16 protein-coding genes and 1 tRNA gene are annotated in these 23,096 nt (G+C 66.4%); 6 read left to right on the top strand and 11 right to left on the bottom strand.

Annotation, left to right across the window (positions count from 1 at the left end; all coding sequences use genetic code 11):
- Positions 1-96: 96 nt before the first annotated feature.
- Positions 97-1,326: a CaiB/BaiF CoA transferase family protein gene (locus tag GR702_RS09830; RefSeq protein ID WP_237449648.1), complete on the bottom strand. Its 1,230-nt coding sequence runs from the start codon at positions 1,324-1,326 to the stop codon at positions 97-99.
- Between the two features lie 335 nt (positions 1,327-1,661).
- Here GR702_RS09830 and GR702_RS09825 point away from each other — a divergent pair, with 335 nt between their 5' ends.
- Positions 1,662-1,970 (top strand): hypothetical protein, encoded by a 309-nt coding sequence (locus GR702_RS09825; RefSeq protein WP_160985718.1) that lies wholly within the window; start codon positions 1,662-1,664, stop codon positions 1,968-1,970.
- A gap of 149 nt (positions 1,971-2,119) precedes the next feature.
- Here GR702_RS09825 and GR702_RS09820 read toward each other — a convergent pair whose 3' ends face one another.
- Both GR702_RS09820 and GR702_RS09815 read right to left on the bottom strand, forming a co-directional pair.
- Positions 2,120-2,608, bottom strand: a complete 489-nt coding sequence (locus GR702_RS09820; RefSeq protein WP_160985717.1) for a MarR family transcriptional regulator — start codon at positions 2,606-2,608, stop codon at positions 2,120-2,122.
- A gap of 52 nt (positions 2,609-2,660) precedes the next feature.
- Positions 2,661-3,914 carry an acetyl-CoA C-acetyltransferase gene (locus GR702_RS09815; protein ID WP_160985716.1) on the bottom strand — a complete coding sequence of 418 codons (1,254 nt, stop codon included), beginning with the start codon at positions 3,912-3,914 and terminating at the stop codon, positions 2,661-2,663.
- A gap of 243 nt (positions 3,915-4,157) precedes the next feature.
- Between GR702_RS09815 and GR702_RS09810 the strand changes: the two genes are divergently transcribed.
- From GR702_RS09810 to GR702_RS09800, 3 genes are all read left to right on the top strand, one after another.
- The gene (locus GR702_RS09810; RefSeq protein WP_160985715.1) at positions 4,158-5,843 is read left to right on the top strand and encodes an MFS transporter; all 1,686 of its coding nucleotides are present in this window, start codon (positions 4,158-4,160) and stop codon (positions 5,841-5,843) included.
- Between the two features lie 133 nt (positions 5,844-5,976).
- Entirely contained in the window at positions 5,977-8,211 is a 2,235-nt protein-coding gene (locus tag GR702_RS09805) for a TonB-dependent receptor domain-containing protein (protein ID WP_160985714.1), read from the top strand.
- Between the two features lie 115 nt (positions 8,212-8,326).
- Positions 8,327-9,367 carry an NAD(P)H-dependent amine dehydrogenase family protein gene (locus GR702_RS09800; RefSeq protein ID WP_160985713.1) on the top strand — a complete coding sequence of 347 codons (1,041 nt, stop codon included), beginning with the start codon at positions 8,327-8,329 and terminating at the stop codon, positions 9,365-9,367.
- A 14-nt stretch (positions 9,368-9,381) separates the two neighbouring features.
- Here GR702_RS09800 and GR702_RS09795 read toward each other — a convergent pair whose 3' ends face one another.
- From GR702_RS09795 to infA, 8 genes are all read right to left on the bottom strand, one after another.
- Positions 9,382-10,782 (bottom strand): efflux transporter outer membrane subunit, encoded by a 1,401-nt coding sequence (locus tag GR702_RS09795; protein WP_160985712.1) that lies wholly within the window; start codon positions 10,780-10,782, stop codon positions 9,382-9,384.
- A 14-nt stretch (positions 10,783-10,796) separates the two neighbouring features.
- Complete coding sequence (locus GR702_RS09790) at positions 10,797-13,997, bottom strand: multidrug efflux RND transporter permease subunit (RefSeq protein WP_160985711.1); 3,201 nt, start codon at positions 13,995-13,997, stop codon at positions 10,797-10,799.
- 7 nt (positions 13,998-14,004) lie between these two features.
- Positions 14,005-15,246, bottom strand: a complete 1,242-nt coding sequence (locus GR702_RS09785; RefSeq protein WP_160985710.1) for an efflux RND transporter periplasmic adaptor subunit — start codon at positions 15,244-15,246, stop codon at positions 14,005-14,007.
- Positions 15,247-15,502: 256 nt separating this feature from the next.
- A tRNA-Phe gene (locus GR702_RS09780) sits at positions 15,503-15,578 on the bottom strand.
- 99 nt (positions 15,579-15,677) lie between these two features.
- The gene (locus tag GR702_RS09775; RefSeq protein WP_160985709.1) at positions 15,678-15,869 is read right to left on the bottom strand and encodes a DNA gyrase inhibitor YacG; all 192 of its coding nucleotides are present in this window, start codon (positions 15,867-15,869) and stop codon (positions 15,678-15,680) included.
- A complete protein-coding gene (locus GR702_RS09770) occupies positions 15,866-16,840 on the bottom strand; it encodes a ribonuclease E/G family protein (RefSeq protein WP_160985708.1) in 975 nt (324 codons plus the stop codon). Before GR702_RS09770 ends, GR702_RS09775 begins: the two co-directional genes overlap by 4 nt.
- Entirely contained in the window at positions 16,833-17,429 is a 597-nt protein-coding gene (locus GR702_RS09765; protein ID WP_160985707.1) for a Maf family nucleotide pyrophosphatase, read from the bottom strand. The genes GR702_RS09770 and GR702_RS09765 overlap by 8 nt, the downstream gene beginning before the upstream one ends.
- The gene (infA, locus tag GR702_RS09760) at positions 17,401-17,652 is read right to left on the bottom strand and encodes a translation initiation factor IF-1 (RefSeq protein WP_160985706.1); all 252 of its coding nucleotides are present in this window, start codon (positions 17,650-17,652) and stop codon (positions 17,401-17,403) included. Before infA ends, GR702_RS09765 begins: the two co-directional genes overlap by 29 nt.
- A gap of 292 nt (positions 17,653-17,944) precedes the next feature.
- Between infA and GR702_RS09755 the strand changes: the two genes are divergently transcribed.
- Both GR702_RS09755 and uvrC read left to right on the top strand, forming a co-directional pair.
- Positions 17,945-20,971 carry a TonB-dependent receptor domain-containing protein gene (locus GR702_RS09755; RefSeq protein WP_337192567.1) on the top strand — a complete coding sequence of 1,009 codons (3,027 nt, stop codon included), beginning with the start codon at positions 17,945-17,947 and terminating at the stop codon, positions 20,969-20,971.
- A 57-nt stretch (positions 20,972-21,028) separates the two neighbouring features.
- Complete coding sequence (gene uvrC, locus GR702_RS09750) at positions 21,029-22,972, top strand: excinuclease ABC subunit UvrC (protein ID WP_160985704.1); 1,944 nt, start codon at positions 21,029-21,031, stop codon at positions 22,970-22,972.
- Positions 22,973-23,096 lie beyond the last annotated feature (124 nt).

Raw genomic sequence — 23,096 nt, 5'->3', positions numbered from 1 at the left:
CCTCGTCTCTCGTGTGTGCGTCGTTGTTCCGGATCGACCTGCGTTCAGCCGCCGCGTGATGAGGCAGCCGGCTTCCGTCGATCGTGGCGGAGCGCCTCAGGCGATCGCGCCCTTTGCCTTCCACTCCTCGATGCGGTCCCACTCGACACCCATTTCCATGAGCACGATTTCGGTATGCTCGGACGCCTGGGGCGAGCGGGTGGTTTCCACTGGCTCGCCGTTCCATTGCACGGGGCCGCGCACGAGCTTGAGCGGCGCGCCGCCATCGGCCCCCTCGACCTCGAGGATCATGTCGTTGGCGAGCGCCTGCCCGTCGGTAAGCAGGTCGTGGAAGCTCTGAATCGGAGCCCACTGGCCGGAGAAGGTCTTGAGATGCTGGCGCCAGTATTCGAACGGCTTTTCGGCGAAAGCCTTCACCAGGATGTCGCTTGCCGCGCCCGCGTTCTCGAACAGGGCACGCGGTTCGGAAAAGCGCGGGTCGTCTGCGGCTTCTGGCACGCCGACATGCTCGAACAGGCTGCGGATGTGCCCCGTCGGCGAGATCGTGCACAAGTTGATCGTGCCGCCGTCGCTCGCCTCGTAGTTGCCCATGAAGGGGTTGCGCGCCGCGCCGCCGGAGCCCGGCATCGGGTTGCGGGTCAGCACGCCCGTCTCGGCAACCTGCGCGATCACCGCGCCCGAGGCCCACGCGGCCGTGCTCAGCAGCGAGACGTCCAGTTCGGTAGCCTCCCCGGTCTTCTCCCGGTGATAGAGCGCTGCCGAGATGCCGCCGGCGATGAACATCCCGCCGATCGAATCGCCGAAGGCCGGGATGCCTTGGGAGAGCGGGCCCGGCAGTTCCTCGGGCGTCATCGAGTATGCGATGCCGCTGCGAGACCAAAAACAGGTGCCGTCGAAGCCGCCGACTTCGCGCTCCGGCCCCTTGTTGCCGAGCGCGGAGCCGCGGGCATAGATGATCCGCGGGTTGACCGCGCGAATATGCTCGATGTCGAACTTGTTCTTCTGGCGGACCTGGGGAAGGTAGTTGGTGAGGAACACGTCGCACTCACGGGCGATCTCGTACAGGACTTCCTGGCCCTCGGGGGTGGACAGGTCGATCCCGACGCTGCGCTTGCCGCGGTTTGGGTGTTCGAACAGGGTGTGCCGCAGCGGATCGAGGGTGACGCCGCCCATGTTGAGGAACCCGCGCTGCGTGTCGCCGCGCACGGGATGCTCGATCTTGATGACGTCCGCGCCCCAGTCCGCCAGTACTCCGCCCGCGGCCGGAGTGAAGGTGAACTGCGCCACCTCGAGGACGCGCACACCCTCCATGACCTTTGTCGACATCTGCTGCCAGTCCCTGCCGTTATCTTGTGAAGTACGGACGATGGCCGGGTTTCAGCCGTTTCCGCGAGGCTCTTCGATGTGCGCGCAAAGGGATGGAGGATCAACTGCCCACCCCATCGTGCGGACGATCATGACCTGCGATCAGGCCTCTCATGGCAGATCCAGCGTCGGCAGAGACGCCGTAACAAACACGTTTTCGCACGAGCGATGATGTTGACAAACCGGAGGGATCAGATGCGTAAATCGCAATTGACCGGGTGTTCAAATAATACTAACTCAGCTTAGTAATTGCAGGCGCTCCTGCAGCATGTTGATGCATTTTCCGGAGACACTCGATGAAGAAGTTCGCCTCGCTCGTAGCTCTCGCAACCGTTGCGGCTGTTCCTGCCGGAGCGTTCGCCGAGACGACTCAGGTTAGTGAAGCCACTGCGCAAGCGGCATCGCCCCTCGCGCTCAACGCCGGAAAGATGCTCTATGCAGCGGACGGCCACCGCCTGGCACCGATCTACCGCGTCACTGCCGAGGGCAACCCGCAGGTCATCCTCAATGGCCGCCTGGTCACCGTCCCTGCTTCGAGCCTGAGCGACGTGGCCGGCAAGGTGACTTCGTCGCTGTCAAAGAAGGAAATCGCCGCGGCCAAGTAAGCCGTACGAGAGCTCTCAAGAAGAAGGGCGGCGCCTGTGGCGTCGCCCTTTTCGTTCGTGCAGTGTTGAAGAGGGCAGTCCCGGGGTCGTGTTTCGGCTTGTAGAAGCGGGCGTTTCGGACGGCTATGCAGGGTAGCCGGCCAGCCGTCTCAGCCGCGGCTGACGTTATCGTAGATACGGGTCATGAAATCGAGGAGCTGCCCCACTTCCTCGTCGGAGAAGCCCGCGAACATGCGCTTCTCGCTTTCGGACGCGATCACGCCGAGCTGGTCGAGGAGGGGCTTGGCGGATTCCGTCAGGTAGACGGCTCTGGCCCGGCGGTCGTCGCGGCGATCGCGCCTCTCCAGCAGACCGTCGGCGCAAAGACGATCGATCAGGCGACCGGCCGACGCCTCCGACATCTCGAGGTATTCGGCGATCGTCCGCTGGGTCGACCCCGGATAGCGGGCGACCGTGGCGATCATCGCCCATTGCGAGCGCGTAACGTTGAGGGCAGCAACCTTGCGGTCGAAGTTGTTGCGCTGCAGACGGGCAATAACGGTCATGCGCAGACCTACCTGCCGCGTCGGGGTGTCGTCGCGCATGATGAAGGGGTCGGTGATCTTGCCCGTGGATGTCGCTTCCGCCTCGGTGGCCACGCATTGCTCCTTGCCGGGCGCGGTCGGGCGCGCCTGATGATGCCGGGCGTCGTCAGACGCGCTCGATGATGATGGCCGGGGCCATCCCGCCCGCCGCGCACATCGTGATGAGACCGTAACGCCCGCCGGTCCGTTCGAGTTCATCGAGCGCGGTTCCGATGAGCATCGCGCCGGTCCCTCCGATGGGATGGCCCAGCGCCATCGCACCTCCATTCGGGTTAACCCTGGCGCGGTCGAGGTCAAGATCCCGTATGAATTTCTCGACGACCACGGCAAAGGCCTCGTTGACCTCGAAGACGTCTATGTCCTCGATCGAAAGGCCTGCTTTTGCCAGCACCTTGCGCGCTGCGGGAACCGGACCGTTGAGCATGAGCGTCGGGCAGTCGCCGGTCTCCGCCATGGCCACGATGCGGGCGCGGGGCCGCAGGCCATGGGCCTCGGCGTACTCCTTCGATGCGAGGAGAATGGCGGAGGCGCCGTCCACCACCCCCGAGGATATGCCGACATGGTGGACCGGCCTGATCTCCACATCGGGATAGACCTGGTTGATCAGCTCCACATAGGTCTTTCCGCCCGGCGCCGAGGGCATGTCGTAGAACATCTCGAACGCGGGTTTGAGCTGGGCCAGGCTTTGCGCCGTCGTTTCGGGCCGGGGATATTCCTCATGATCGAGGATCACGTTGCCCTCTTCGTCCTTCACCACGATCGTAGACTTGTCGAAGCGACCCTCAGCTATGGCTTGGGCTGCCCGGCGCTGGCTCTCTACCCCCAGCGCCTCGAGTTCCTCGCGGGTAATGCCCTCCATGGCGGCGATGGCGTCGGCCGCGATGCCCTGGTTCGATTGCGGATGCCGGGCCTGCAGGCGAGCGTTGGCCGCGCCCATCCCGGCGCTGCCAAGGCCCGCCTCGCGCATCTTCATGCCGTACATGTTGGCATAGGAGAGCATGTCCATCCCGCCCGCGACCATAAGGTCGGCCATGCCCGATTTGATCATCGCGGCGGCAAGGCTGGTGGAGGTGATGCTCGAACCGCAGAACCTGTTGAGCGTGACGCCCCCCGCTTTCACGTCATAGCCTGCATCCAGTGCTGCCATGCGGCCGATATCTCCGCTCTGCAAGCCGAGGGCGGCGGAAACGCCCCAGATCACGTCGTCCACTTCTGCCGTGTCGAAGTCGTTCCGTTCCTTGAGCGCTGCCAGCACCGATGCGGAGAGATGTTCGGGATGCATGTGCGACAACGCGCCCTTGCCCATCTTGCCGAGGCCGCGAGGCGTGCGCACCGCGTCGATGATGTAGGCTTCGCTCACACGTGATCTCCCTGATTTCGCGGCGGTCCGACGTCAACGGCGTCGCTCCATCGGCGGTCATGCTAGGGCACCCGGGCGATTGCAATCGAGAGCGGATCGCTATCGCCCTAGCGATTGCTAATATTGGTTAGTATATTGGCGTGCGCTGCGCGGTCTGCGCGGGGCACGTGGGCAACGGGCGGGTTGACGGCCAGGCCGATGCGGACAAGATCGTGCCTGACAAGGAAAAAAGGACGGATGGTCATGGCTGGCAGTGCAGGGGGCGGGCAGTCGCCGGCGACGGAGGACACCGGCGGCGGATCGTTCGCCCCGTTGAGGGAGCCCACGTTCCGCAATATCTGGATAGCCAGCCTTTTCTCGAACTTCGGCCAGCTGTTCCTTGGCGTGGGGGCGCAATGGGAAATGACCCGGCTGAGCACTTCGGCCAGCATGGTCGCGCTGGTACAGACCGCGTTGATGATCCCGCTCATGCTGGTGACCTTGCCCGCAGGCGCTATCGCCGACATGTTCGACCGCCGCCGCATCGCGATGACCGGGCTCGCATTCAGCGCGGTGAGTGCCGCGGTGCTCGCTGCCATCACCTTTCTGGGGCTCACCACGCCATGGGTGCTGCTGGCGTTCTGTGTGCTGATCGGCGGAGGCGTGGCGCTTTTCTCGCCCTCTTGGCAGGCCTCGATCCCGGAACAGGTGTCGCGCGCGCACCTGCCGGCGGCTGTGGCGCTGGGCACGATCAGCTACAACGTCGCGCGCAGCTTCGGTCCGGCGCTGGGTGGCCTGATCGTGGTGGTCTACGGCGTCAAGGCGGTGTTCGGAATGACCTCGCTGCTCTACCTGCCGCTTCTAGCCGCATTCTTCTTCTGGAAGCGCCGGCACGTTCCCTCCCGCCTGCCGCCCGAGCGGATCGACCGCGCGATCCTCACAGGCGCGCGGTACGCGCTTCATGCGCCGGCTGTGCGCACCGCCCTGTTGCGCGTGCTGGTCTTCGGCCTGTCCACCGCGACGGCATCCGCGCTCGCCCCCCTGATCGCCAAGGACCTGCTGGCAGGCAACGCGGCGACCTTCGGCATCCTGCTCGGCGCTCAGGGCGTGGGAGCGGTGGCGGGCGCCTTGTTCGTGAGCCAGCTCCGCGCGGCGCTTCCGACGGAATGGGCGGTGCGCCTCTTTGCCGTCGGCACCGGAATCGCGCTGGTGATCACCGGCCTGAGCCATTCGCTCGTGCTCACCTGCGCGGCGTTCCTCGTCGTGGGGGCCTGCAACATCCTGACGATTGCGATGCTCAACGTCTCGGTGCAGATGTCGGCTCCCCGGTGGGTGACGGCGCGGGCGCTCTCGCTCTTCTCCTCGGCCATCACTGCGGGCATCGGGATCGGTGCCTGGGCCTGGGGCATGGTGGCCTCCGCGCAAGACGTGGCCTTCGCGCTCGTCGCCTCGGGCATCGCAGTCGGGGCGACTTCGCTGCTGGGCGTGCTGCTTCCCATCGGACAAGACTCCGACGCCGATCTGGACACCGTGGAGATCGGCTACGAGCCCGAGGCCACGCTTCCCCTCACACTTCGGTCGGGGCCGGTGGTGGTGGAAGTGGAATACGACGTCGATCCCGGTCTCGCGCGGGAATTCTATGCCGTCATGATGACCATGCAACGCGTGCGCAAGCGCATCGGCGCGTTCGACTGGAGCATAGCGCGAGACATCGAGAACCTCGCGCTCTGGACCGAGCGATACCACTGCCCCACATGGGGCGACTATCTGCGGATGCGCGACCGCTACACCCAGGCCGACTACGACATCCAGGCACAGGCCGACGCATTCAACCGCAGTGATCACGGCCGCCGCGTGCGCCGCCGGCTGGAGCGGCCTTTCGGCTCGGTCCGCTGGAAAGCGGAGTCCTACGACCCGCGTCAGGAGACGATCGGCTATATCGCACCCTGACTTGGTGCTTTCTGGCGTCACGTTCCCCCAAGGCAAATCTGCCGCCGCGATATCTCGACGGGTATGCGGCGGCGCACTGGCCCAGCCTGTCTGGCGGGATGTAGGACAGGGCAAAAGCCAGGGGAGGAGTGCCGTGAAGAACCTTAGGACCCGTACGTCCGTATTCGCGCTTGCCGGAGCCGCAGCGCTCGCATCCTTGCCCGCGGCGGCGCAGGTCGATGGGGCTGCCGGCCAGCAGGATTCGGCAGCGGCCGGGGAAGGCGCCATCATCGTGACCGCGCAGCGCCGCGCCGAGGCCCAGGTCGACGTGCCGATCTCGATCACCAATCTTTCCAGCGCCGCGCTTGAAACGGCCAGCATCCAGCAACTCGCCGACATCGGCAAAGTCACGCCTGCGCTGCGGTTCGACTTCGCCGGAGGCTTCTTCCAGCCCACCATCCGGGGCATCGGCACGGCCGTGACAACCTCGGGCGGCGGCGGCAATGTCGGCATCTACATCGACGGGTTCTACTCGCCCAATCCGCTGGCCGCCGATTTCGATCTCATCAGCGTCGACAGCATCCAGGTCCTGAAAGGGCCCCAGGGAACGCTCTTCGGGCGCAACACGACCGGTGGCGCGATCCTTGTTTCCACGCGTGAGCCTTCGACCAGCGCCAACGCCTTCGAGGGACGCGTCAGATACGGGCGCTATAACGAGGCCCGCGCCGAGGCCATCGCGAATTACGTCGTTTCGGACCGTGTGGCCCTCGGCGTCGAGGGGCAGTACCGGCGAGGCGATGGATGGCAGCGCGAGATCGCCACCGGCGAAAGGGTGGGCGACTACGAGAACTGGTCGTTCCGCCTGAGCATGATGGCCGAACTGTCCGACAGCGTGGAACTGCTGGTGCGCTACAAGCATGGCGAGACGGACGACCCTTCGACCATGCTGGCTGCCTCGCTCGACACAAGCGACTTCGGTCTCGGCGCTCCGTTCGGCGGACTCGCAGGGCCATACACCACCGCCAGGAACAGGATCGCCACCGGCTCGGTCGATGAGGTGTTCCGTTCGAACAGCGACGTGGTGCAGGGTACCATCCGGGCCGACATCGGCTTTGCAGACCTGACCTCCTACAGCCAGTACCGCAGCGAAAAGTCGGACATGTCGCAGGATCTCGACTACTCCGGCGCCGATATCTTCCAACTCGGTCTTCCCAACGTAAACGAGACCTGGAGTCAGGAACTTCTCCTCACTTCCAAGGCTGGCCCGCGGCTGCAGTGGACGGCGGGGCTGTTCTATTTCGAGAACACCGACACCTACCTCACCTATCTCGACAATGCCGGCAACGACTGGAATTCGCGCGTTCGGCTTGGAGGATCGAGCACGACGGTGAAGAGCTACGCGGCATTCCTCGACGCTACCTATGAATTCACGCAGCAGCTCTTCCTCACGGTGGGCGCGCGTTATTCGAAGGACAAGATCGTCGATGCCTACTGGAACCACCAGCTTACCGCGGTAGAGGTGCCGGTCCCCGACATCTCGAACGATAAGCTGACACCCCGCGTGGTCCTGCGCTACAAGCCTACCGACCGGACGAGCATCTATGCCTCGTTCACCAAGGGTTACAAGGCGGCCGTGCTCGACGTTGGTGGCTCGTGCCAGATCGCGTTGACCAACTATACCTGCAACGACGTGAGGCCAGAGGACATCAACGCCTACGAAGTGGGGTTCAAGTACGAGGAACGGGGTCTCTCGTTCGAGGCTGCGGCGTTCTACTACGATTACAAGAACCTGCAGGTATCGATCTTCCGCACCGGCACCGCCGAGATCATCAACGCAGCGACGTCCGAAATCTACGGCCTCGAAGGTTCGATGCGCTACGAGATAACGCCCGAGTTCCAGCTTTCCGCCGGTGCCTCGTGGGTCCATGCGCGGTACAAGCGGTTCAACGAGGCGCCCGTCTACGTGCGCTGTGCCGAACTGGGGGGCGCAGCGGCCGCCGACTGCGCGGCGAACGGCGTCACCTTTGTGGTCGTGCCTACCACGCTCGAGAACGTGACGATGCAGCGCACGCCTGAGTTCACCGGCTTCCTAGGCGGGCGCTACGAAACGGAATTGGCGGGCGGCCAGGTCGCGCTTTCGGGCAACCTGTTCTACTCGTCCCGTTTCTTTTTCGGCCCCTCGGGCATTCAGTTCGAGCAGGGCGACTACGCGACCCTGGCCCTGCGTGCGCAGTGGACCGCGCCGGACGAGCGCTTCCACGTCGCAGCCTACGGCGACAACGTCACCGACAGCCGCTTTCGTACCCAAGCCCAGTACTCCAGCTTCGGCATCGGCGCGAACTGGAGCAAGCCAGCGACCTACGGCCTGGAAGTGGGCGTGCGGTTCTGAGCCTTCGGGTCCCCATCCGGGGGTTGTTCGGGCCATGCCGGGGCGGACCGATGAATCAAGGCACTGCGTCGGCGAGCCTGGCCGGAAGGGATTGCAACGGGAGGTAGGGACAAGGATGGCGCAGGACAAGGTATGGAAGGTCGTCCAGTGGGCGACCGGCAACGTTGGCAGCCGCGCCTTGCGGATGGTGGCGAAGCATCCGCGCATGGAGCTCGTCGGTCTGTGGGTGAGCTCGCCGGACAAGGTGGGCAGGGATGCAGGTGAGCTTTGCGGGCTCGCCGACACCGGCGTCAAGGCGACGAACGCGATCGAGGCCATCCTCGCCCTCGACGCGGACTGCGTGTTGTACATGCCGCAAGGCACCGACTATGACGCGCTCTGCGCGCTGCTCGCATCAGGCAAGAACGTGGTCACCACGCGCGGGGACTTCCATCATCCGCCGATGATGGACCCTGCTCGCCGGGAACGCATCGAGGAGGCATGTGCGCGCGGCGGGACTTCGATCTACTCCACGGGTTCCAGCCCGGGCTTTGTCACCGAGGCGCTTGCGATCCCGCTGCTTTCGCTGCAGCGCCGGCACGACCTGCTGACGATCGACGAATACGCCGATGTCTCCAGCCGCGACTCGCCGGACATGCTGTTCCGGATCATGGGGTTCGCCGCGCCCATGGCACCCTTCGACCATCGCCGCGCCGAGCACCTGAAGGGCGACTTCGGAAGCTCCCTTGCACAACTCGCGGCCGCCATTGGCTTACCCGCCGACGAGATCGAGGCCGCGGGAGAACTCTCCGCTGCAAGGACCGATGTCGAGATCGCCGCGGGCAGGGTTCCGGCAGGCACCGTCGGCGCCATGCGCACGACTATCACCTGCAAGCACCGGGGCCGGCCCATCCTGCAGTTCCGGGCGAACTGGTACGTCACTCCCGATATCGAGCACGAGTGGAACTTGCGCGAATCCGGCTGGCGCAGCTCTACCGAGGGAGACACCCCGGTAAAGCTCGACATCTACTTCCCGATCTCGGAGGAGAATTACGCCGCCTATACGCCAGGTCTGACGGCGCATCGACCGATCAATGCGGTCCCCGCCGTCTGCGTTGCCGAACCCGGGATCCGGACGACCGTGGACCTTCCGCAGGTCGTGCCGCTTTTCGGCTGAAGGCGGCCCCCGACCTAATGTGCGGCAGGAATGCTCGCCTGGTCGCCGCCGAGTACGCGGTAGAGCGTGACGCGGTTCGTCGCCTGTTGCAGCCGGACGTTGATCTCTGCCTGACGGGCCGAATAGAGGCTTCGCTGGGCGTCGAGATTTTCAAGCGAACCGGTGATGCCGCGCCGATACGTTGCCTCGGTAAGGTTCGCGGTATCCTGCGCCGAGGCGGTGAACGCCGAGGCGGCGCGCAGCCGTTCGCCGATCGTGCCCTGGTTTGCAAGCGCATCCGCCACTTCGCGAAAGGCGGTCTGGATCGCGCTTTCGTAGGTCGCCAGCGCCGCGTCGCGCTGGGCCCTGGTGACCTCGACGGCGGCGGTGCGACCGCCGGCATTGAAGATCGACCAGCTGCCGTCCGCGCCAAGTGTGGTCGTGCGCGAGGCGCCGTCGAACAGCGAAGACAGCGAAGTGCTGGCGAAACCCACCAGCGCGCTCAGCGATATGGTCGGGAAGAGCTGGGCTCGCGCGACGCCGATGTCGGCATTCGCGGCGCGAAGCTGGTACTCCGCCTGGACCACGTCCGGACGGCGCAGCAGGATCTGCGTGTCGAGCCCCGCGCGGGCCTCGCCAAGGCTGGCATTGACCTCGTCGATCCCGCCGGGGAGCAGGGCCTGGTCGAAGTCCGCGCCGACGAGGAGACGCAGCAGGTTGACATCCTGCGCCAGCAGCGCAGTCTGCAAGGCGACGTCGCCGTTCGCGGTCTCCAGCACCTGTTCGGCCTGGCGCAGTTCCGTACGCGCCGCCACGCCGCCCTTCAGCCGTGCGTTCGACAGTCGAACACTGTCGCGCGCGTTGGCCGCGGTGGACTGCGCGATCTTCAGAAGGTCGCGGTCCGCCGCGTAGGTCGCCCATGCGAGAGCGATGTCTGCAACAAGGCCGAGGCGCACGGTTCGGGCCGCCGCCTCCGTCGCCAGCGCGGTGTTGCGCTGGGACTCGGTCGCATTCGCAAGCCTTCCGAACAGGTCGACCTCGAAGCTCGAGATCCCGCCTTGCAGGGAATACTGCATCCCGTTGCGGCCGAAGCCGCCTCCGGTTTCATTGTCGGTGGCCGATCCGCCGATGTCGACGGCCGGGAACTGGTTGGCGCGCGTCACGCGGACCTGCGCCCGGGCCGCCGCGAGGTTTGCAGCGGCCACGCGCAAGTCGCGGTTCGTGTCGAGCGCTTGCTCCACCAGGGCCTGCAACCGGGGATCGCGGAATATCTCACGATAGCTGACGAGCGGCAGGGCAGCCTCGCTCCGGGCGAGATAGGCATCGCTAACAGGCCAGGAGGCCGGCATCGGCGGCGCGGGAGCCACGTACTTCGGTGCCAGCGAACAGGCGGCCAGAGCGACGGCGGGAAGCGCCGCGGCGACAAGGCGCGCCATTGTCCGCCCGCACTTCATGCCGGGTCTCCCGCAGCCTGGCGTCGCTTCTGCAGCTTCTGCCGCGCGGCCGCCAGGCCATCGCGCACGCCCCGGCGAACCAGAACGAAGAACAGCGGGATATAGAAGATCGCCAGGAGGGTTGCCGTCAGCATGCCGCCGACAACGGCGGTGCCGATGGCGATGCGGCTGTTGGCACCGGCCCCTGTTGCCAGTGCAAGGGGAAGGACGCCGAAGATGAACGCGAAGCTGGTCATCAGGATCGGGCGAAGACGGATGCGCGCGGCTTCGAGTGCGGCGTCGATCACGCGCTTGCCTTGCCGTTCCGCCTGTTCGGCGAACTCGATCATCAGGATGGCGTTCTTCGCGGCGAGGCCCATGGTGGTGAGAAGGCCGATCTGCATGTAAACGTCGTTCTCCAGCCCGCGCAGCGTCACGAAGGCGATAGCGCCGAGCAGGCCCAGCGGGATCACCAGGATCACGGCGACCGGGATCGACCAGCTCTCGTACAGGGCGGCAAGGCACAGGAAGACGACCAGCAGCGAGAGCGCGTAAAGCACCGGCCCCTGGCCCGAAGACAGGCGCTCCTGATAGGAGGAGCCGGCCCACGCCACACTGACGCCGGGGATCTCGGAAGCCAGCTGCTCCATCACGTTCATCGCGGTGCCCGAGCTTACGCCCGAGGCAGCCTCGCCAGAGAACTCGTAGGCCGGCAGGCCGTTGAACCGCGAGGTGGAGCTTGGCGCCGTTGACCATCCCACGGTGGAGAAGGCGGAGAAGGGCGACATCTGCCCGTCGGAGCCGCGTACGAACCACTGGGCAAGGTCCTCTGGACGCGAGCGGAACGGCGCATCGCCCTGCACGTAGACGCGCTTGACGCGGCCCTTCTCGATGAAGTCGTTGACATAGTTGCCGCCCCACGCCGTCGAGAGGGTGGAGTTCACGTCGCCCGGGTTCAGGCCGAATGCGGTGAGGGCGCGCGTGTCGGTGTCGATCTTGAGGGTGGACACGTCCGGAAGGTTGCTCAGGCGCACGCCTTCGAGTTGCGGATTGGCGGTGGCCGCAGCAAGCAGCTTGTCGCGCGCGGCGGCGAAATCCTCGGCGCTCATGCCGTTGGCGTTCTGCAGTTCGAGAGTGAAGCCCGACGAACTGCCAAGCCCGCGAACGGCGCCGGGGACCAGCGCGAAGACCTGGGCGTCGCGCAGATTGCGGAATGCGCCGCTCGCGCGCTGGACAATCCCTTCGGCGCCGTCCCTGTCTTCCTCGCGCTCTTTCCAGTCGGTCAGGTTGATGAACGCCTGACCGCTGTTCTGGCCGGACGCTCCCTGGCCGCCGCCCGAGAGCGTGAACATGCCGGCTACGTTGTTCTTCTCGTGCGTGTTGAAGTACGTCTCGACCTGCTTCTGCACTTCCTCGGTCTGCGCCCGCGGAGTGCCGGCGGGAAGCCGCCACTGGATCATGACGTTGCCCTGGTCCTCGTTGGGAAGGAAGCCGGTGGGTAGGCGCTGGAACAGCAGGAAAGTTCCGGCGCAGCAGACCAGAAACAGCGCGAGCCAGCGCCACTTGCGCTCGACCACGCGGCCGACCTGCCGTTCATAGGCGAGGGTGGTCTTCTCGAAGCCGTTGTTGAACTTCGTCGCCGCCTTGTGCGACAGGCGCGCCAGCCAGGGGAGGCGGCGCTCCACCCAGGTGGGCTGGCGCTCGTGCTCGGGTACGCGGGGCTTGAGCAGCGTCGCCGTCAGCGCCGGGCTGAGGACCAGCGCGACGAAGACCGAGAGCACCATGGCCGTGACGATCGTCAGCGCGAACTGGCGATAGATGACGCCGGTGGAACCGCCGAAGAAAGCCATCGGCAGGAACACGGCCGAAAGGACGAGTGCGATCGCGATGAGCGCGACCTGGATCTCCTCCATGGAGCGGATCGTCGCCTCGCGCGGGGACATGCCGGGGTTTTCCTCGAGCAGGCGCTCGACGTTCTCGACCACGACGATGGCGTCGTCGACAAGCAGGCCGATGGCGAGCACGAGCCCGAAGAGTGTCAGCGTGTTGATCGAGAAACCCGCGACATAGAACACCGCGAACGTGCCGAGCAGCACGACCGGAACCGCGATCGCCGGGATGAGTGTTGCGCGCCAGCTTTGCAGGAACACGAACATGACGATGACGACGAGGATGATCGCCTCGAAAAGCGCCTTCTCCACCTCCTCGACGGAAAGCTTGATGAACTCGGTCGAATCGCTGCCGTAGATGTATTCGAGCCCGTCGGGCATTCCGGCCGCAAGTTCCTTCATCTTGCCTTTCACGGCCTCTGCCGTGCGCAGCGCGTCGGCGCCGGGCGACAGGGAGATCGAGATACCGGCGCCGGGATGGCCGTTGACGCGGCTCACCGTGGTGTAGCTCTGCGCCCCGATCTCTACCCGTGCGACGTCTCCGATGGTGACGGTGGAGCCATCGGGATTGGTCTTGACCACGATCTGGCGGAACTGCTCCTCCGTCTGCAGGCGCGATCCGGCGGTGACGACGGCGTTGATGGCCTGGTCCTCGGGCGCGGGCACGCCGCCGATTTCGCCGGCCGCAACTTCGGTGTTCTGCGCCTGGATGGCCGAAGTGACGTCACCGGGCATGAGCGCCACGGCTGCCAGCTTGCGCGGATCGAGCCAGATCCGCATCGCGTGCGGCGCGCCGAACACGTTGACTTCGCCCACGCCCTCCACGCGCGAGAGGGGGTCCTGGATGTTTGAGGCCAGATAGTCCGACACGTCCATGTTCGATCGCGTATCGGTCGCGTCGTAGACGGCCACCAGCAGCAGCTGGTCGGGGTTGGACTTGGTGACCGTCACGCCCTGCGCCTGCACCGTCTGCGGCAGGCGGGGCAGGGCGGACTGGACCTTGTTCTGGACCTGCACCTGGGCAATATCGGGATCGGTGCCTTTCGCGAAGACAGCGCTGATCGTCGCCTGACCGCGGTTGCTGGACGAGGAGCTGAAATAAAGCAGGCCGTCGATGCCGGTCAGCTGCTGCTCGATGATCTGCGTGACCGAGTTCTCGATCGTCTGTGCCGAGGCGCCCTGGTAGGTCGCGCGGATGTTGACCTGCGCGGGCGCGATGTCCGGGTACTGTTCGTTCGGCAGGAAGTTCAGCGCGCCAAGGCCCGCAAGCATGACGATGATCGCAAGGACCCAGGCGAAGATCGGACGGTCGATGAAGATGCGCGACATGCGTGTATCAGCCGCCCGTCTTCGTGCCGGGACGACCGCCGGAACCTTGGCCCGAACCTTCGCCGGCATCTTCGCGCGGCGGCACCACCTTTTGCGGCGCGGTGCTTGGCACGGCCTTGATCGGCGTGCCTTGTCGCAGGCCGTTCAGGCCCTGGACGATAACCTTGTCGCCGCGCTTCAGGCCTGAGGTGACGACCGCATTGGTCCCATAGGTCCGCTCAGAGGTGACCTTGCGGCGGACCGCCTTTCCATCCGCGCTGACGAGCATGAGGAAGGCCGTACCGTCGAAGTCACGCTGCACGGCGTTCTGGGGAACCAGGAACGCGTTGGGATCGGAAGCCTGGTCGAACATGGCCGTCACGAACATGCCGGGCAGCAGCACGCCATTCGGATTGAGGAAGCGGGCGCGCAAGGTGACGGTACCCGTGGTCTGGTCCACGGTCACTTCCGAGAACTGCACGGTGCCGGTGATCGGATAGGTCGTGCCGCCGTCGAGCTGCAGGCGCACGGCGGTGCTGCCGGGCATCACGCCTCCCTCGGCAAGCCTGCGGCGCAGCGCGGTCAACTCGGTGGCCGACTGCTGCATGTCGACGAAGATCGGGTCCATGCGCTGGATCACGGCGAGAGGATCTGCCTGCGTGGCGCTGGCAAGCGCGCCGACGGTGGCCAGCGAACGGCCGATCCGGCCACTGATGGGCGCGGGCACGCTGGTGAACCTCAGGTTGATGCGCGCGGTGTCGAGCGTGGCTGCGTTCTGCGCGATCGCGGCCTTGGCCACCCGCGCTTCGGAGAGCGCGTCGGTATAGTCCTGCCGGGCGATTGCCTCCATATCGGCAAGCGGACGGTAGCGGTCCGCCTTCACCGTGGCTGCCTCGGCCGTGGCCCGGGCACTGGCAAGGTTGGCCTCGGCCTGGTTGACGGCCGCACGGTAAAGGCTGGGATCAATCTCGAAGAGCGGCTGCCCGGCCTTCACATAGCTTCCCTCGGTGAAGAGGCGCTTGCGGATGACGCCGGTGACCTGCGGCCGGACTTCCGAAGTTTCGAACGCCACCGTGCGGCCGCTCAGCGTGACGCCAACGGGTACGGTGCTCGTCTGCGCGACGATGTAGCCGACGGTTCCCCCGGGCCGTTGGGTCTGGCTCTGGTCAGGCTCTCCCGAGCAGGCGGAAAGCGCAGCCGCCGCAATCAGGACGAAGGGCAAGGACCTGCGCGGCCGCAGGCGGAGGGCACTGGGGGGGAGAATCTTCAATTCGCACGCCTTCTTGATCCTGCCTTGCCCTATCCGAGCAATACGGCAGCCTCGCAAGGGCGCATTTCGCAGGTGCGACAATTTGCGACCATGCTGACAAGCGGCCTGCAAGGTTCAGGACGGCAAGGAGAAAAGCGGTCGCGGCGAGCAGGCAGCTCTCGGCACGCAAATGCGATCCAAGCCGCCCGAGCGGGTCAAGGTTGAGAACCAGCTATTTTCCGGAGAAGCACCGCATCAGGCTCTGCAAGAGAGGTGATGGTGCCCGAGGGCGGATTCGAACCACCGACACTGCGATTTTCAGTCGCATGCTCTACCAACTGAGCTACTCGGGCATCCGATCGGCGGCGGTCTGCGAAGAGACCGGCGAGCGGTGTGGGCGGGCCTATGGCGAAGCGCGCAGACCTTGGCAACCCCTAAATGACGAACAAATTTCAATCGTCCTGTGGATTGTTCTGCGGCGCGCCCGCGAAGTCCTCAGGATCATGGGGCTGGCCGGGGAGGGCGTAGCCGTCATCGAGCCACTGCAGCAGGTCGCGGTCGCGGCAGCGCTTGGAGCAGAAGGGCGCATGCTCCGCGACGCGGGGCTTGCGGCAGATGGGGCACTTGCGTTCGGAAAAAGTCATAGAGGCACCGCCTGCGCGAATCCCGCTGAGAGCGCAAGCGTCCGCTCCTCATGCAGGCGGATGGTGCGCCCCGTGCGCCGCGCCAGTTGCGCAAGCCATTCCTCGGCGATTGCCGCATGGACCGCGGGGTGCGCGGTGAGCAGCAGCGCGCCCGGCTCTGCGACCGCTTCCGCCTGGCGGAGCAGCAGGCGGGCCGAGGCTCCGGCGGGAGCCGAACGGATCCGCTGCGCGATGGATGGACGCTCGAGCCGCGACACGATCTGGACGAAGCCGAAGCCGTTCATCGCGGTGCGCTGGTGCGGCCAGTCGCCAAGGGCGGCGGCAAGCGCCTCGTCCACCGCGCGCCTGTCGGCCTTGCCTTCCAGCGAGGGAAAGTCGATCCCGATCGAGCCGGCAAGGTCGAGCCGGCCGATCACCTCCGCGATTGCGGGAACCGCGGCAAGCGCGAGCGCGCCCGGGGTGAGCGCGCCGTCCACGTCGATCAGCGTCATCGCGGGCGTGGGGGTCACCACCAGCGAGCCGCCGGGAAAGGCTACAACCCCGTCGAGCGCCTCGGCGACGATGTCGGGCCAGGGGTCGAGGGGAAAGCGGCGGACGCCTCGAACCGGAAGACCCTCGGCTGCAAGGACCTGCGCCAAGCCGGGCGCGGGGCGGACGTCAAGCTCGCTTGGTCGAACCTGCGCGCGCTTGAGCCGTCCGGTTTCCGCCATTGCCGAACGGGTCACCATGACGCGCTGCATCGCGCCCTGGCTCGCGGAGAGCGGCAACCCGTCGACAAGGGCCTCTTCTCCCGTATCGAAGCGGACGGTTCCCCGCGCTGAGCCGGGCCGGCGGGCGACGAGCACCGCATCGCCGATCTGCCCCGCCGCAAGGCCGCCGGGCCATTCCAGACGTGCCGCAAGGACGCGGCCGTTGTCGACGAGGATGGCGCGTGTCTCGCCAATCCCGTCCTCTACGAGCCATTCAGCCAAGGGCGAACCCGGCCGAACGCAGCAGCGCGCGCGTCTCGAACAGGGGAAGCCCCACCACGCCCGAGTGACTGCCGGAAATCCACGCGATCAGCCCTTCGGCACTGCCCTGGATGGCATAGCCTCCAGCCTTGCCCGCCCACTCGCCGCCGGCGATGTAGGCCTCCACCTCGTCATGGTCGAGTTGCTTGAAGCGCACGACGGTTTCGCTCAGCCGCTCGCGCAGCGTGCCGTCGGGGGAAAGCAGGGCGATGGCGGAGAGCACCCGGTGTCGCCGGCCGGACAGCAGCGCAAGGCAGGCGCGCGCGGTTGCCTCGTCCTCCGCCTTGGGAAGGATCCGGCGGCCGCAGGCGACCACCGTGTCCCCCGCCAGCACGTGGGCATCCGGGGTGGAGACCGCCAGCGCCTTTTCGCGGGCCATGCGCGCTGCGTACTCACGCGGGATCTCGCGCGGATGCGGCGTCTCGTCGATATCCGCCGCGTGGATGGCGGCGGGTTCGATGCTCAAGCGTCCGATCAGTTCGCGGCGGCGCGGACTGGCGGAGGCGAGAATGAGCCGGGGATCAGCCGCCAAACTGACCTGGGCCGCCACGGCCGGGCATGAAGCGGTAGGTGATGCGGCCCTTGGTCAGGTCGTAGGGCGTCAGTTCCACGAGGACTTCGTCGCCTACGAGAACGCGGATGCGGTTCTTGCGCATCTTGCCCGCCGTGTGGCCGAGGATTTCGTGGCCGTTCTCGAGTTCGACGCGGAACATCGCGTTGGGCAGGAGTTCGACCACCCTTCCGCGCATCTCAAGAAGTTCTTCCTTCGCCATCGGCGATCTTACCCATGTTCTGGTTGGCTGTCGCGGCGCGACATAGCCACGACTCGCCACAAATGGAAGCCTCCGACGTTCATGACCGCGCAAGACGGTTGCGACAAAATGATACCTCGGTGCGGCTTGTCGTCCTTCGACGGGGAGGGCAATGGAGCCTCGGGGAAGGAACAACACGTCTGTCACTGATGCTTTTAGGCGGAGATTGCATTTGCGTTCCTTACCCTTGATCAGCCTGGTCGCGAGCCTGGCCCTGCCGTCGGCCGCATACGCGCAGGATTCCGCGATCGTCGTGAGCGACGACAACGACGATCCGCTCGAAGTGCAAGGAGACGAGATCATCGTCACCGCGCCCCGGATCATCGGCCAGATCGACGCACCGCAAAAGCCGATCGAAGTGTTCTCGGAAGAGGACATTGCTTCCTATGGCGTCAACTCGATCGAGGAACTGCTCGACGCGATCAGCCCGCAGACCGGCAGCGGTCGCGGGCGCGGCGACGGGCGGCCGGTGATGCTTCTCAACGGGCAGCGCATCAGCAGCTTCCGCGAAATGCGCAACATCCCGCCCGAGGCGATCCGCAAGCTCGAGGTGCTGCCCGAGGAAGTGGCCCTGCGCTTCGGTTATTCGGCGAACCAGCGCGTGGTGAACATCATCCTCAAGGACCAGTTCGCCGCGGTCACCGCATCGGGTGAATACAATCGGCCGACCGATGGCGGCTATGACAACTACGAGCTGGAAGGCGGGCTTTTCCGGATCGCCGGGCCGCGCCGCTACAACGTCAACGTCAAGCTCGACGAGACGAGCATCCTCACCGAGAGCGAGCGTGACGTCATCCAGCAGGAATCGCGTGTTCCCACGGTGGCCGGCGACCCTGATCCCGCACGTTACCGCAGTCTGGCGGCGAAGGACTCCGAGTTCACGCTCGAAGGCACGATGACGCAGGGCGTGGGAGAGAACGGGCTGGGCGGCTCGATTACCGTGACGGGCGGCTACACCCGCTCGCAGACCACCTCGCTTTCGGGCCTCGACACCCTGACGCTTACCAATCCGGAGGGTGAGAGCGAGATCCGCACCTTGCCTGATCCGCTGACCACGCGCGCCGTCTCGGACACCTTCGAGGGCGGGCTGGGCTACAGCACCATGGTGGGCGAATGGCAGCTGAGCGCGACGGCCAACGCCACTTACGTCGACAGCAACACCCGCGTCGATCGTGAGCGCGACACCTCGGCACTGGTCGACGCCGCAGAAGCGGGAACGCTGGCGATCGACGGGGCGCTGCCTGCCGTGCCGGGCGCCGGGGTCGACGTGGCGCGCACGCGCCAGTTCACGATCAGCAACCTGGCGACGATTTCGGGCAAGCCGTTCCGCACGCCGGCAGGCGAGGCGAACCTGACGGTCAAGGCGGGCTACGACTTCGACCGCTCGATCAGCGAGGATACGCGCACGTCCCTCGGCTCGATCACGCTCAAGCGCGGCGACGTTCTGGGCGGCGTGAACCTGGCGCTTCCGGTGACCAGCAAGGCCGAGGACTTCCTGGGAGCCGTGGGCGACATCACGCTGAACTTCAGCGGCGGGATCGACCATCTTTCGGATTTCGGCACGCTCAAGGACAGGAGCGCGGGTCTCACCTGGTCTCCGACCGACACGCTGACGCTGCAGGCCAGCTATATCGTCGATGAAGCGGCGCCGCAGCTCACCCAGCTCGCCGCGCCGAACATCGTGACCTACAACGTGCCCGTCTACGACTTCACCAATTCCGTGACCTCGTTGGTGACGGTCACGAGCGGCGGCAACCCCGACCTGCGCAAGGAGACCCAGCGTGACTGGAAGATCTCGGCGCAGTGGCAGCTTCCGTTCATGCAGCGCTCGAACCTCGTGGTCGAGTATTTCCGCAACCACTCCAGCGACGTGACGCAGTCGTTCCCGCTGCTCACGCCGCAGATCGAGACGGCGTTCCCCGGGCGCGTGACCCGTGACGATGCAGGCAATCTCATCGCGATCGACCGTCGCCCGGTGACTTTCGACGAGGTTCGCACTTCGTCGCTTCGCTGGGGCCTGAACCTCTCCGGCAGCCTTGGCGGCTCCTCCTCCGCTTCCCCGGGGGGCGGCTCCGGTGCGTCCTCGTCGGGGGCGGCGCAGGGTTCTTCCGCTCCCGTCGCGCCGGTCACGGGACCGAACGGGCCGATGCCGGGAACCGGGAGCGCGCCTTCGGCAGACGGGCAGCCCACGCGGCGCGGCTTCGATCCTTCGCGTTTCGCGGCGCTCCGGGAAAAGCTTTGCGCGCCCGGCGCCGCCGAACCGGACCTCGCTTCGCTGCCCGAAGGCATGCGCCAGCGGATGACCGGCACGGATGGCAGGATCGATCCGGCGAAGCTCGCCGAGTTCAAGCAGCGCGCATGTTCCGCCGAGGGCGCGTCGCCCCAGCAAGGCGCGGGTCCGGGCGGCGGCTTCGACCCGGAGCGTTTCGAGCGCATCCGCACCGCACTTTGCGCGGGCGGCAGCGGGCCGCCTGATGTCGCAAGCCTGCCCGACCGCATGCGCGAGCGCATCATGGGGACCGACGGAAAGGTCGATCCAGCCAAGCTTGCGGACCTGCGCGAGCGCTTCTGCCGTGCCGATGCCGCTCCGGGTGCCGGCGCGGGCGGGCAGCCAAGCGGCGACCCTGCGCGCGAGATGCGTTTCGCAGGCGGCGGGGCGACCGCACCGGCAAGTGGCCCCGGGGGAACGCGCGCGGAAGGCACCGGTCCAGGCGAACGCCGTCCCGGAGCGCCGGGCATGGGGCCGGGAGCCGGCGGCCCGCCGATGGGCCCGGGCGGACCGGGGGGACGCCCCGGAGGAAGCCGGTGGAACCTTGCGGTCTATCATACCTGGCGGTTCTCCGACACGGTCACCATCGCGCCGGGGGTACCGACGCTCGACCAGCTCGGCGGCGACGCGATCGGGGCCGGCGGCACGCCGCGCCACGCGATCGAGGCCGAAGGGGGCCTGTTCAAGAACGGCTATGGCCTTCGCCTGAAGGCCGAATGGGAAGCGCCGGCACGCGTGAACGGTTCGGGCCAGCCGGGAAGTTCGGACCTGCGCTTCGGCAGCACGTTCGACGTGTCGCTGCGCATATTCGCCGACCTTGGCCGCAACGAGGCGCTCGTCGCCAGGATGCCGTTCCTCAAGGGCGCCCGCCTGTCGCTGGTCGCCGACAACCTCCTCGATTCGCGCCAGAGGGTGACGGACGGAACCGGCGCCACGCCGATCGCCTACCAGCGGGCCTATCGCAATCCGCAGGGCCGGGTGCTGGGGATAGACTTCCGCAAGATGTTCTGAGGATACGCCGGGTCGGGGGGCTACCGATCCGGCGCTTCATTCCCTATCTGCAGGCGCATGGCGCGAACTCCTGCCGGCACTCCCGACAATCCACAGGGCAACGAGCGATTCCTCGAGGATCGGGCGACCCAGACCATGCGCGGCTCCGAACAGCCGGATCTCCAGGCCGGGGTGCAGGTGATCCGCGACACCGTGCGTACGCTGCCGCCCAAGCCGGGCGTCTACCGGATGCAGGATGCGCGCGGCGACGTGCTCTACGTGGGCAAGGCGCGCGCGCTGAAGAACCGCGTCGCCAACTACACACAGTGGGAGCGCCTGCCCGGAAGGCTGCAGAGGATGGTCAGCCAGACGCGCTCGATGACCATCGTCACCACCAATTCCGAGGCAGAGGCGCTGCTGCTGGAAGCGCAGCTGATCAAGCGATTCCGCCCGCCGTACAATGTGCTGCTGCGCGACGATAAGTCGTTCCCCTTCATCCTGCTGCGCGCCGACCATGATTTCCCGCGCATCATGAAGCACCGGGGCGCGCGCAAGGCCAAGGGCAACTACTATGGCCCCTTCGCCAGTGCGGGCTCGGTCAACACGACCGTCAACGCGCTGCAGAAGCTGTTCCTGCTGCGCAGCTGCACCGACAGCTTCTTCGCGCGGCGCGACCGGCCTTGCCTCCTCTACCAGATCAAGCGCTGCTCGGCGCCGTGCGTCGGGCGTATCGACGAGGCGGGGTATGCCGAACTCGTGCAGGAGGCGAAGGACTTTCTGGGCGGCCGGTCGAGCGCGGTCCAACGCAAGATCGAGGCGCAGATGGCGCAGGCGGCGCAGAACCTCGATTTCGAGCGGGCGGCCATGCTGCGCGACCGTCTGCGTGCGGCGACGTTCATCCAGGGTAGCCAGGCGATCAACTCCGAAGGGCTCGACAATGCCGACATCTTCGCGATGGCGAGCAAGGGCGGGCAGATCGGCGTGCAGGCGTTCTTCATCCGCGGGGGACAGAACTGGGGGCACCGGGCCTTCTTCCCGACCCACACCGAGGGCCTGAGCGAAGAGGAGGTGATGCAAAGCTTCCTTGCCCAGTTCTACGAGGAAGTGCCGCCCGCCCGCTGCATCCTGGTGGACCGCGCGCTGCCCGAAGCCGAGCTGATTTCCGAGGCTCTGCGCGAAGGCGCGGGCGGCAAGGTCGAGATTTCGGTGCCCCAGCGCGGCAGTCGCAGGCGCCTGATCGCGCAGGCCACCCGCAACGCCGTGGAGGCGCTCGACCGTCGCCTCGCCGAGCGCGGAACGCAGGCGAAGACGCTTCGCGAGTTGACCGACTTTCTGGAACTGGCGGACGTGCCCCAGCGCATCGAGGTCTACGACAACAGCCACATCCAGGGCACCAAGGCGCTTGGCGCTATGGTGGTCGCGGGGCCCGAAGGCTTCATCAAGAACCAGTACCGCAAGTTCAACATCAAGACCGCGCAAACTGACGACGATTTCGCGATGATGCGCGAGGTGATGACGCGCCGCTTCGGGCGGGTGCAGGAGGAAGACCCCGAGCGTACCGGCGGCACGTGGCCCGACCTTGTGCTGATCGACGGCGGCAAGGGGCAGATGAGCGCGGTGAAGGATGCGCTCGAGGAACTGGGCATCGAGGACGTACCGCTGATCGCTATCGCCAAGGGCCCGCACCACGGGCGCGAGGGGCGCGAGGTGTTCCACTTCCCGGACGGCCGGGAAAAGATGCTGCCCGTCAACTCACCCCTGCTGTTCTATCTCCAGCGCCTGCGCGACGAGGTCCACCGCTTTGCAATCGGAGCACACCGGGCCAAGCGCAGTCGGGCGATCAGCGCCAGCCCGCTTGACGAGATCCCCGGCATCGGCCCCGCTCGCAAGCGGGCGCTGCTGCTGCATTTCGGGACTGCGGGCAAGGTGCGCGCGGCCAGTCTGGAGGATCTCCAGCGGGCACCGGGGGTGAGCGGCACGGTCGCGCAGACGATCTACGACTTCTATCACCCGCGCGGGTAGGATCCGCGCCCGCAGGTCGTCCACCCGAGGCGAAAGGTGAGTGTTGCGGCAGATGCGGCGGACGGTTCGGGCATGCGAAACCCTGGAAGTCACCACCGGTTGTCTCTCACGAACACTGCGACAA

The sequence above is a fragment of the Novosphingobium silvae genome (assembly GCF_009856825.1).
Taxonomy (GTDB): Bacteria; Pseudomonadota; Alphaproteobacteria; order Sphingomonadales; family Sphingomonadaceae; genus Novosphingobium; species Novosphingobium silvae.
The sequence above is the reverse complement of the archived record's forward strand: the minus strand, read 5'-3'. Positions and strand labels throughout refer to the sequence as shown.

Coding starts and splice junctions, on each gene's coding strand:
- GR702_RS09810 (WP_160985715.1), top strand. CDS start 4,158: ATGGCTGGCAGTGCAGGGGGCGGGCAGTCGCCGGCGACGGAGGACACC.
- GR702_RS09795 (WP_160985712.1), bottom strand. CDS start 10,782: ATGGCGCGCCTTGTCGCCGCGGCGCTTCCCGCCGTCGCTCTGGCCGCC.
- GR702_RS09825 (WP_160985718.1), top strand. CDS start 1,662: ATGAAGAAGTTCGCCTCGCTCGTAGCTCTCGCAACCGTTGCGGCTGTT.
- GR702_RS09790 (WP_160985711.1), bottom strand. CDS start 13,997: ATGTCGCGCATCTTCATCGACCGTCCGATCTTCGCCTGGGTCCTTGCG.
- GR702_RS09800 (WP_160985713.1), top strand. CDS start 8,327: ATGGCGCAGGACAAGGTATGGAAGGTCGTCCAGTGGGCGACCGGCAAC.
- GR702_RS09830 (WP_237449648.1), bottom strand. CDS start 1,326: ATGTCGACAAAGGTCATGGAGGGTGTGCGCGTCCTCGAGGTGGCGCAG.
- GR702_RS09775 (WP_160985709.1), bottom strand. CDS start 15,869: ATGACTTTTTCCGAACGCAAGTGCCCCATCTGCCGCAAGCCCCGCGTC.
- infA (WP_160985706.1), bottom strand. CDS start 17,652: ATGGCGAAGGAAGAACTTCTTGAGATGCGCGGAAGGGTGGTCGAACTC.
- uvrC (WP_160985704.1), top strand. CDS start 21,029: ATGGCGCGAACTCCTGCCGGCACTCCCGACAATCCACAGGGCAACGAG.